The sequence below is a fragment of the Pseudomonas sp. GW821-FHT02H09 genome (assembly GCF_059421425.1).
Genome location: NZ_JBWKVA010000015.1, coordinates 148,404 through 158,814, shown reverse-complemented (window position 1 = coordinate 158,814; position 10,411 = coordinate 148,404). Strand labels below are relative to the sequence as shown.

General features: G+C 52.9%; 7 protein-coding genes and 2 pseudogenes. 6 read left to right on the top strand and 3 right to left on the bottom strand.

The genetic code is table 11. The features are described 5' to 3' along the window. The coding region (locus tag AC07VR_RS20470; RefSeq protein WP_495012361.1) for a YbdD/YjiX family protein at nt 1-135 on the top strand (135 nt) is incomplete at its 5' end. 176 nt (nt 136-311) lie between these two features. Here AC07VR_RS20470 and AC07VR_RS20465 read toward each other — a convergent pair. Together AC07VR_RS20465 and AC07VR_RS20460 are read right to left on the bottom strand one after the other, a co-directional pair. Next, nucleotides 312-1,004, bottom strand: coding sequence for an RES family NAD+ phosphorylase (locus AC07VR_RS20465; protein ID WP_495012358.1), 693 nt, complete (start codon nt 1,002-1,004; stop codon nt 312-314). Continuing rightward, nucleotides 998-1,402, bottom strand: coding sequence for an antitoxin Xre-like helix-turn-helix domain-containing protein (locus AC07VR_RS20460; RefSeq protein WP_495012357.1), 405 nt, complete (start codon nt 1,400-1,402; stop codon nt 998-1,000). Before AC07VR_RS20460 ends, AC07VR_RS20465 begins: the two co-directional genes overlap by 7 nt. 326 nt (nt 1,403-1,728) lie before the next feature. Here AC07VR_RS20460 and AC07VR_RS20455 point away from each other — a divergent pair. The 5 genes and pseudogenes from AC07VR_RS20455 to AC07VR_RS20435 form a co-directional block, all read left to right on the top strand. Beyond that, nucleotides 1,729-1,842, top strand: a pseudogene (locus tag AC07VR_RS20455) (PA0061/PA0062 family lipoprotein); the annotation flags it as partial. A 40-nt stretch (nt 1,843-1,882) separates the two neighbouring features. Beyond that, nucleotides 1,883-2,305, top strand: a complete 423-nt coding sequence (locus tag AC07VR_RS20450; RefSeq protein ID WP_494991576.1) for a PA0061/PA0062 family lipoprotein — start codon at nt 1,883-1,885, stop codon at nt 2,303-2,305. A gap of 68 nt (nt 2,306-2,373) precedes the next feature. Then, nucleotides 2,374-2,610: pseudogene (locus AC07VR_RS20445) on the top strand (LysR substrate-binding domain-containing protein); the annotation flags it as partial. 537 nt (nt 2,611-3,147) lie between these two features. Further along, nucleotides 3,148-3,501 (top strand): helix-turn-helix domain-containing protein, encoded by a 354-nt coding sequence (locus AC07VR_RS20440; protein ID WP_495012356.1) that lies wholly within the window; start codon nt 3,148-3,150, stop codon nt 3,499-3,501. A 1,345-nt stretch (nt 3,502-4,846) separates the two neighbouring features. Beyond that, nucleotides 4,847-5,404 (top strand): hypothetical protein, encoded by a 558-nt coding sequence (locus AC07VR_RS20435; protein ID WP_495012355.1) that lies wholly within the window; start codon nt 4,847-4,849, stop codon nt 5,402-5,404. 420 nt (nt 5,405-5,824) lie between these two features. Here the strand turns inward: AC07VR_RS20435 and AC07VR_RS20430 are convergent, their stop codons facing one another. Beyond that, nucleotides 5,825-10,411: a PDDEXK-like endonuclease domain-containing protein gene (locus AC07VR_RS20430; RefSeq protein WP_495012354.1), complete on the bottom strand. Its 4,587-nt coding sequence runs from the start codon at nt 10,409-10,411 to the stop codon at nt 5,825-5,827.

Here is a 10,411-nt window from a genome sequence, read left to right as displayed (position 1 = left end):
CCCGACTACGACACCTACGTCGAGCATATGCAAACCAAACACCCGGACAAGCCGGTGATGAGCTACGAGGCGTTCTTCCGCGAACGTCAGGAAGCCCGTTACGGAGGCGGCAATGGACAGACTCGCTGCTGTTGATTGTCGACACCGGGTTCAATCCTGAAGTCGCTGCAACGCTCAAATCGCGCTCATAAAAAACCCGGCTGATAAGGCCGGGTTTTTCATTGAATACCGCTACGAGGAATCGACAAGTTTTTCTCGGCCTGAGCTGGCGCTAGCCCATCGTTGAATTGATATCGCCCCCAAAAACGCGGTCAGGCTTCGCTGATTTTATTGACGCTGGTGATCTGACCGCTCCAGATCATCTCGTAATGGGCTGTTTGAATAATTGATGAGACTGGTCTCGGGGTCATCAGCGCCCAGCAGTAGTTGCCAGGCGTACGCACGGAGTTGTAACGAAGACCGGGACACCCTGCATCCTTGACAGCCTTCCCCAAGCGATGGGAATGCGTGTAATCGTCAGGAGCGTAGATAGGATCAGTCATCGGGATGGATGCGGCATCCTTCATCGCTATGTCCACGAAGGAGCAGGATAACCCCCGGAAAACAAACCGCTCATAGTTGAGGCTCTGGACTTTCGACCAATACAGACTCTGGTGATGCTGCACCTCTGCCAGCGCCGTTTCCATTGAGCCAGCCAGGTACAACACACCAAAGCTACCATCGCTGAATCGCGAACCAGCCGGGTTGACGTGGGTAAAAGGCGCTGTCGCGTAAGAGCATCCAGGAATACCGAACGGGATCTCCCCTCGCGGAATCAACTCAAGGTGTCCAACCTCATTTTGCAGCCTCGGATTAGTGAAAGCCTGTATTTGATACAGAACCTCAAACTCGTCCGCGTCCGCTACGTCATCAAACAATGAAATAGGCGGAAACTTCGAATTGACCAGGCGGTAGGCCTGCAACGGCTCACCGGCCAGCTCTGCCAGCTGGCTCACCATCACCATTGCGCGCCTCGTAGCACGTCAATCCGCCGAAACGTCTCGTACAGAGAAATCATATCCCCCTGAGACATAATATCGAGCGGGGTACGCCCGTTGAAAAACTCGTTTTCGTTCGCCATCGTCGGGAAACCATAGACGTTTTCCGGGTTATCAAAGACGAGGCGCAGAGCGGCGTGGATATTGAGAACAAAACTGATGCGCTGCATCTGGTCTGAATCCAGGCCCACGGACCAGCCGGGATCGCGCTGCTTGGCGCGTGTGTACGTGCTGCGAGAAATGCGCAGGATACGGCAGGCCTGATCGCTGGACGCACCCCATTTTTCGAGTATGCCTACAGCTGCTCGCAGACCAGTAACACACTGGCTCTTGGTAAATCCTTGTGCTTGGGGGATTACTGTCATGTCCAATACCTCATCACCAATCCATAGACTCAAATATAGACAAATAGCATCTACAGATCAATGCTGCCTCGACCAGTGGAGATCGTGCAGATCGAACCGATCCAGGTTGACTAGCCAAAGTGAACGACTGGAGACGGTCGATTCTGTTGAAAAAATCGCCTATGTTCCGGCGAGCGAAAAATGCCCCTCTGAGATTGAAATCCGGACGTGGAGCAGACGTTAAACCGGATCAGATTTTGCGTAGCAACTTACTGGGCGTTTGGGGGTATTTGCTTCGCCTGCAGTATCTGCATCGGCGCTGCGCTGAGCAGTTGAGAAGTTAACTTCGTTACAGCATCGCCAAAGCGGGGAACATCGGTTTTCGGCCCTGGGCGAAACTCTACGATCAACAGCGAAAAGTCATTGGCCAAGGCACACCAGCTAGCTGCCAACGTACCTGATCGGCGTTATGCTGAATGCATAATCCTTGGGACATTCATCATGCGCACGTTGATGCTGTTACTCGCCGCCAGTGTTGTTGCTGGTTGTCAGACCCCCATGCCGGCGGCGAATCCTCAGATGGCCTGGGTCGACTTCTCTACGCCATTCCCCAACGACAGACTGCTGATGGCCGAGCGCCTGGACAAGCAGCGCTTGGTTGACGGGCGTTTTTTTGAGGTCGCGCCCGGAAACCATGAGTTGATCGTCCGCTTCGACTTCGAAGTACCCGGTTCCGGGGGCTCGAGCATGATGGACGGCCCCTCCGAACGCGTATGCTACCTGACCATCAACTACGATCATTTCGAAGCTGGCCAACGCTATGTGCTCGAGGGCCGCTCGATAGCCTTCACCCCCGAGGCCCGGTTGTACAACGCCAAGCGCGAGATCGTCGCTGAAGACCGTGAGTCCTATTGCCTGATGTGAGGCGAATCAGCGGTCGTTTTTCTGGTAGATGATTTTCTTGGTGCCGGTTTCGCTCGATGGACAAATATAGCGAAGCGTTGCGTGATGCAGCTTTGACGGATCTGGGTATCGCGCTTTTGCCCGATTTCAGCGCTCAGGCTGGGCTGAAGAGCGGAACATTGGTGCAGGTGCTGCCAACGTGGAAAATAGTAGGCGCCTTCCCTGAGGACATTTATCTGGTGCGTCCTTATTCCACACATGTGCCGAGGGCCGTAACCGTTTTTGTCGAATACCTGCGAGGGCGATTCGCGGCCGGTTTTAACTGACGGTATGGAGGAGGGTTACGGCGGAGCATCTTCAGTACTAGTCCGTTGTAATGGTTGATGACCTCGTCGATGCTCATGCGGCCATTGGCTTGGTACCACGCGCAGCAATGGGTCAGCATGACTGTAAAAGGAGGGTATGCGTAACAGCTGATCTTCCTGATCGTGGAGCGCTTTGAACTAGCTCAACTAAACAGTCATTTAGTTGAGTTATAACTTTACATGCTATGACATTAGGGCAGGGTGCCAAATTCTCAGCTTTCATCGCTAATTTTTCGTAGGGCAATCAGCGATTCATGCGGCAAAGGCTCTCCGTGAATAGCAGCCATTATCTAATCCAAAACCTCTACATCAGCATCCATATCGCCACATACCAGATACAGGTCTATCAATACGTTGATCAAGGTTTCGGCATCGTGCTTCTTTTGTTCACTCACGGTTTTCTCCTCTGGGATCATGTAGACCGTTGTCTTTGAATGGCTTAATGAATCCTAAGAACGAACTGGCGTCAGGGTTATCGTGCCGTCAGGTTGTTTTTCCATGTCCAGCTTGTCACTGCTGGTCAACCCGATGGCCGCCAGAAGATCGTCAGGCAAAGGTATGATCAGGTCGCTAGTTCCATCATCAGCGTCTTGGCAGGTGACAATCCAGCGTCTATTTTCAGAGCTTGATGTTGGGTTCATATTTTCCCCTGGTGATCAAATGACAGAGCCGATTCATGATTATGATCCTGCGGACTCGCTGATTGATTCAGAGACCGTAGCTGTCTTTTTGGCTGATGCTTACGACACCGGTGACGCTGCTTATATTGTCCAAGCGATGGCCGTTGTTGCACGCGCCAAAATCCGTATCGATGCAGCGGCAGAAGCACAGCGGCCATCGTCATGTTCGTAACGGCGTTTTTCTCGCATGCGAGAAATTCGGCCTGGCCAGCCTGATCACCTGGTGAAAAGCATCGAGCAGAGCCCCACAAGGAGAATCCATAGGTACGCATAATGTATATTATGTTAAATAATGTGTCTGCGCGGAACTTCCCTCCATGTGTCCCATTTACCTATAAATCGGACTTTGCCCGCAATTACCAGAATCCAACGAAATCAATAGCATCTGCTCCCTACTTCCTAGGCTTTCGAGGTTCCCCCCGGATCTGAGTGTCGATTCTTCAGAGTTGAAAACCAGAATTCCTATCACCGCTCTAAGACCAACAGCTCTTACGTGTGATCCTTGCTGTCGGCATTACATCATTCTATTCTTCCCACGAAGAATTGGCATCTCCAGCATAATTCTTCAGGCAAACTGTCTTGGTCGGATTCGACGAAATTCGTTTGTTTAGGCGATGATGCCTCCATCCAAGTTCAGAACGGCCAAGGGTTTTGTATAGGACTCATCCATGGTTGGGCCTTCAGTTCCTTTTCCTTTGTTCCCGCCCCCTGGTGTAAAGGCTGTTGATTAACTGGACTACATCTGAAGGTTTACTGGAATACCAACCGCATCAGATGCTTAGCGCTCATTTATAACCCAACGAAGCTAGGCGATTTACCCACTCGCTGCTATTAACTGGAATCTATGATAACTAATACAGTCGGGTGGGCATGCCGAAATCGACAAACAATTGCGAAAGCTGTTGAGTAATAAAATGGAAGAGTTTCGAACATTCTCTAAAAAATGGGAAAAATAACACGCGCGGCCAAGGACAATTTGTAGTTATGATGAATTGCAGCCTAGTAACTCGAGTGCTGAATCTCTACTGATCCTAGCAAGCGTTGAAGTACTCGATAAAAATTTGAATTCGGTGGAAAGCCTTCAGGCCGCTTGCCGTTTTCTTTCGGGGATTAGATATCGATCTATAGGCTTCGTTAGAAGTCACAAGTCCATGTTGGAGAAGTTGTTGTTGTGGTGCTTTTACATTCGCAAAATACCGTTACTGCATCTGACCGACTTCGATCTTGTCGACTTTGAATTATTTTATTTATCCCCGCCCAAGCATTGGGTTGCGAAACGTTCATGCTGCCGATTCAACGCTACCGCTAACAGCACATGCTTCAACAAATCCTGGCGTCCATTTCATCCACCTCATAATATGTATCACAGTAGACGGCTTCTATGCCGTACATTAAATAGAGTTATCAGGGATGTTTTGCCAAATGTGACCTTGCGCGCGATATTGCCTTACAAACAGCCCTCTACAGAAAATAAATAACTAACAAACGGTGAAATTCAAGTAATTATTGAAAGCTATTTGAATTATTTATTTGAGCTTAGCTCTAATCGCAGTGCGCATGCGAGAAAGCTTTTTGTGTTTGTGTGCGCGCTTTATCTAAAGGTTGATGTACGCGCTTTCAATATTCTCAGACCGCATCTATACTTAAATGATGTCACCCGGCTTTCTGATGGCGGATTTTCCTGGAAAATTGATACGCCTGAGGGACAGGTCATTCACTATCTCCCTGAAAGCTTTGGGAGATATTATGAGCGCTACTGTGACGCAGTCGGTTTTAATGCTGAAACATCTTATCCACCTAACGAGTTAGCGTTTCAGCGTACAGCAACTGGCTGTGAGGTTACTGCACATACCGTGATCAGTTGGCTCCAAAACCTTCCTAAACACCCTCAGATAGACTTCACACCTTCAAAATTGTTAGACGCGCTCGCGATAAAGTCCGCCACTAAAGCAGAAAGAATAAATTATTCGGCAAGAAAACGTATGCAGGATGTGATTATTGACTCCAAAAAGCGTTATCATAAGTTTCAAGTCAGGCTGGATGGCATGAATATCAACTCAACTCATCTAGTCTAGAAGAAAACCAATTACTATCGAATAGCGGTGGCGTTGCGTTTCCACTGCTGTGTTTGACAGTAACGAATGGTGCAGTCGTCTTATGTTTTAATTACTCCGAAGTTGGTCGCTAGATACCCAAGACGGCTTTCAACGCGATCCGCCCGCCCGGTTGCGGCACTTCCCTCCCCTGGTGACCTTCATAATCAACCCGGACTCATCCCCACCCAACCCTATCCACTCTGAAGCTTTTCGCGGCGTCACGGCGAAAAACTCTACACCCCTTTGAGGTCAAACAGGCAGAGTTGACGTTCATCATTAGTCGAAATATTTTGCTCTCGCCGACCACGACGCGTTAACTTCATCGCCAGCTGCTCCGTCGACGCAGCCTGCTTGGGACTACCGCGCGTAAGTTGATCCTACGCGCGGTCAGTTAACTCTTTAGATCGGAAGTGTTTGCTGCTCCTCACCGGCAGTCGGTAGTGCCGCCAACTCGCCGATGTCCTCGTCATCTTCATCCATGGATGTGCTAACCGCGGATGACCAATCCCGTAGCTCTACTACAGCCGGGAGCTTTTCCAAGGCATTGGTCGGTTCGATCCCAAGCTCAGCTAGGCGCTGCAGAAGTTCTCCGAAGATTTCCTCCTTATGCATGCTCCAGGACGAAGCAAAGCACCGCCAGAACGTCCAGCCTGCACGCTCGAGGATACGTTGGCGATTCATGTCTGCCTCCCAGCGATCGGGGCCATGGAAAGCGTCCCCATCACACTCGATGGCCAGACGATTATCGTTGGCGCCTTCTACGACCATGTCGAGCCTGAATGCCCCACTCTTCACCTGCGGGATGACGCGGTATCCCCGCTCAACCAATCTGCTGAATACCTGCTGCTCAAACCCAGACTCGCACAGCTTGATGAGGCCATCCTGATCGACCTCCTGCTCAGTTAGCGGTTTGCTGAAGTACTCGAGGAGTGTACGACGAACATCTTTCTGGGAGAGATGATCAAGAGTGACCGAGCGAATCAGGTACATCCTGTCACGCGCACGGCTAGCGGCTACGTTGAACCGCTGTTCAGCAGCATTGCCTGAAAGCGGATGGCAGTTCTCTGGATCTGCGACCATGGAAATGAAGATGATGTCGCGCTCGCTTCCCTGGAAGGTGCTGGCGTCACCACACGCAAATTCGCGAGCATGGAGCTCCACGGCCGGGCATCGTTCACGTACTAGCGAATCGATGAATTTGGCTTGTTCCATGCCCCCTAGCAGCGTCACCACGCCAATCGAGCGACCCGCATACTTGTCGTCCTTGATAAGTGCCTGGATTTCTTCAACGATGGCTTCGGCCTCAAGCTTGTTGCAGCCCTTCTTGTTCCGCACTCCTTCTTTGACGTAGATATCCACAAGCGGTGGATCGAGGCGCTCGGATGGTCGAGGGATTCGAAGGGGCTGGATCGCGCCGCCGTAGAACTGGTTGGAATAGGAAATTATGGGAGGGACGCAGCGGAAATGCTCACGCAGCATAACCATGTGGCCTGCGAAGACTCGCGATGCCAAATCGTAAAGAGATTTATCCGGCGTCATGTCGGCGCCATAGGGCTGGTCATTCAGGAACCGGTTACGGAGCTCGCCGATCCTCTTGCCGGATTTGAAACCGCCATCGGGAGAAACCTGCTTGTCATCCCCTACTACCAGTACCTTTTTGGCCCTAACGATAGCCGGCAAAGCCCATAAATCTGACTGGCTCGCCTCATCCACAATCACCAAGTCGAAGGCGCCTATTTCCGCCGGCATGGACTCTGAAATCTTGGCGTGACTCATGATCCAGCATGGCACGGCGCCGGCAGCATCCTGCATGCACTGTTGAGCATCGCGGCGATAACGCTCCGCGTTCGGCCCTGTCCCCTGCCCTATCTTGCGTATCGCCGTCGAGTAGCCGGCTAACGCTTGCAGTACCATCGGGCTGGCATTGGCCTTAGTGGACAGCCAAGCCGCTCGGCTCACCACTTCCCGATACATACGCGCCAGGCCAGCCTCGAGTTTTACTCGCTTGCCGTTTAGCTCGACGAGTTCATGACGCGCTTCGATGCTTTGCAGGTGAGAGCGTATCTGCGCATGCTGCCACGCCTCCTTCCAACTACTTGGGAAAGCCAGGTCTTCAGCACCGTTCTCAACGGGGACAGTCAACAATCGTTCGGAGAGCTTTTCCGCTCCAGCTTTCATCACTCGATGCGCGCCCTCCCTGACATTATTCAGGAGGCCACCGAGTTCTCTGATCCGCTGCAGTTCTGTCAGCAGATCGACATACTGGGATACGATCCGATGCGTATCCTGATCCGGGCTGCCCAGGCACTCCAGAACGAATGTACGAAGTCGGCAGGCGATAGGGCCCTCGCCCGCGACTTTGGCCTGCAGAATCGCGAGCGAGGCGCCCGCCATACTGAGATCTAATCGCGCAAGGTTCTGAGTGAGGTGATCCCGCAGGCCACGAATCTCGGCGATTGTCAGCCGATGCATGTTATCCGGCGCGTCTGCGAAGACCTCCTCGCAGAGCGGCTGTACCTTGTCGACGTACCGTGATGTGAGCTCAAGAGCCGCCTGAACTGTACTAACGGTTAGCTCCAGTTGCCGCAGATGGGCCATTCCCGCTTGAAGTCGCGGGATCCCTAGGGTCTCGGCCAGCGGGTTCCAACGCGCAGTGAAGGATCGCACGTCCGCGTAAAGATTCAGGTAGTCCTGGACGGTCTTCCAGTGCTCGGCAGACTTCGGAGCTGAGCCATTGATCCGGACATGGCTGATATGTGTCTTGGCTTGGGATGCTCCGAAGCTCATCAGACCAAACGGCTTTCCTGTTTCGGTAGCTCTATCCACGGCCTCGGACGTTTTCTCGCAATCCAAGGCTTCCTCTGGGAATTCAACAAAATTTTCCAGCATGACCTTGCGCCGTTGCATTAACGCCTGCGCGGCTGGAAGCATGCCTACAAGGACTGAAATCTCACTGTCGTAGCGTTCACCTGCTGCTTTGTGGCGCAGCTCCATCGACCAAGGAACTTCGCAGTCCCCGCCGTCGTGCAACACCACAAGCTTTTCTTCGCATTGATCCAGTTCCAGATCCAGCTTCCTGGCGGCAGCGACAACGGCTTCACTGTCGGATTTCAGGGGCATGAGATCACCCTGACCCAAGGCATATTCGAGCGACTTTAGCTGGCGGAGTGAGCCATGGAGCTTCCCGATATCCGCCGCTGCCGGTAATTGCTCCACCTCAGGCAGACTGGAGTTGACGTAGACAAGGTCATGCCCGAGGTCGCGGCGGGCCTGTTTTAAGCTCCTACCGAACTCATCGTCGAAAGGCAGAGAGTGTTCGGGAGACAATGAAAGTTCGTCGTCAAACCAGGCGTATTGGTCGCCGCCCTTCATCAGAAGCTCAGCAAGCTCTTCCGCACGATACTTGGCATCGCCTACCTGGATATCGGAAAGCTGATTCAGGGCAATCTCATTGACGCGGCGATCAAGCCTCACCAGCTCAGTATGAGCAAGATCAATGGACTGGTGCAGGCGATCAATCTCCCCCCGAGCAAGTGATGGATTGATTTGCGAAACTTGGTGTTGGATAGCCTCAATCGAGCCTTGGAATTGCCGGATCCCCTCGCGGTCACTGGTCAGCAGCGCAACCGTCAGTGGCCGAACCTCAGACGGTATTTTCGACTGGAGTACCTTCAGGGCCTGCTCGCCACGAGAGGTGACAAGCACACGTTTGCCAGTCGCCAGGTAGTGGCAGATGATGTTGGCGATCGTATGGGTTTTGCCGGTACCGGGAGGGCCCTGAACCGCCACGCCTGGTGCGTGCTCCAGACGTTGAACGATAGTGACCTGCTCGTCGTTGTATGGGAGGGGGAAATACAGTTCCTTGGGCTCAGCCCTCGACCCATCCATGCTTCGGCTGGACAGCCCGCGGAAGTTGACGTGCTGGTAATCGATTGCAATCGTCGATGCCGGGGTCACCAACGCAAGCGGGCCCGCAGGCAGCTCGAGACAGTCCTTAAGTTTCTCCCGGATCTTGCGAAGGTCGTTGATCAACCAGTTGCTGGGTTTGGGGCGCGCAAACACGACCCATGCATCGCTTACCTGCAGCGTGTCACCTGGTTCCGGGAAGCCCTGGGCGCCGTCTCCCATCACCTCCAGATATTTGCCTCTGCTGTCGAGGCTTCTGGCCGAGAGCTTGAGCACATCAGCAAAGGTCGATGGCAAGAATGGGTTCAAAGTGGAGTCGGCATGCCTGCCCAGGTGATCTCGAATAGCTCTTTCGCACTCGCTGGCGCCAGGGATATTGGCATTAATCAGAGCATCGAACTCGATCATCGACTCTGTAGCGCGCGGGCGGACTTCGACCGCCATGCTCTCCTCGTTCAAAGAGATGTCGAGCGCCTGGGTCAACAAAGGATAATTGAATCCTTGCTGCGCATCGTTGATTGTTAGCGTCCAAGCGCTGACGCCGATGCCCCATACCAACTCCCGGGCAGATTTTCCCGTCTCCATCTGCTGCATCAATGCAAACATGTCGCCATAGAGGCTGATGGTCTTGCGGCGGGGCTTCTCAAGCTCAGCCCATTCGTGCCACTGGATAAGGTATGTCGTAAGCGCAGCCGAAGCTTGCGTGCGCACCTCGGATTCCACTGCGCCGATATCGCCCTCCGGATCTTTGTCCTGCTGCTCGCGGATAAGCTGGAGGAGTGCCTGCTCGGAGAGCGCTGGTGGCTTGGCGGGATTGTCACTGACTTTGATGAGGGAGCTGTAGCCGCCATCAACTGGTGCTGGAGCACGTGATTCTTCGAGCCGTTCGATCTGCAGCCAGACATTGTCGCCTGGGAATTGGAGATCAAAGTGCAACCCAGGGAGACCTAGAAGGCCCGCCGGTGGATACACGTCATTAACAGAGCTCGTTAGCTGAAAACGCGACGGATCAAGCTCCTTGAGACTTTCCTCTGCATACTCAAATAGCCGGCTGAGGAGCTCGTTAGGCGTCCGTTGCAT